Raw genomic sequence first — 368 nt, 5'->3', positions numbered from 1 at the left:
TCTGTACACATACGATAAAGATGTGTCAGAAGAAAAAATTAAAGACGACCTTAATATGGACCTTGATTTGTTCCGTCCTATTGCAGATTACAAACTTGCGGTCTCTAATAGTGAAAGTCCATCTAAAGAAACGCGCATTGAAGAATTTATGTCTGAATTAATGGCCAAATCATGGGACCGAGATGATGAGTAAGAAAAATAAAGTGAAAGAACTATCAGCCGGTATTATTTTCCTTACCGAAGATAAAGAATTATTCATGGGCCGTGTAACTGGTTCTCGTCCTAAAGGTTCTTTAGCTCATCGGTGGGATATTCCTAAAGGCCGTGTCGAACCTGGCGAATCTCCTATTGAAGCCGCTATTCGCGAA

At 39.7% G+C, this 368-nt stretch carries 2 protein-coding genes; both read left to right on the top strand.

Annotated features, from left to right (window positions below):
- Positions 1–193 (top strand): hypothetical protein (locus Y887_RS19810; RefSeq protein ID WP_084726107.1); only part of this gene is annotated, 193 nt, incomplete at its 5' end.
- A partial coding sequence (locus tag Y887_RS19805) for an NUDIX domain-containing protein (RefSeq protein ID WP_046965661.1) occupies positions 186–368 on the top strand: 183 nt, incomplete at its 3' end. The genes Y887_RS19810 and Y887_RS19805, both read left to right, overlap by 8 nt.

It is taken from the genome of Xanthomonas pisi DSM 18956, from assembly GCF_001010415.1.
Taxonomy (GTDB): domain Bacteria; phylum Pseudomonadota; class Gammaproteobacteria; order Xanthomonadales; family Xanthomonadaceae; genus Xanthomonas; species Xanthomonas pisi.
Note: the sequence above shows the minus strand (reverse complement) of the source record. Positions and strands in the feature narration are given on the sequence as shown.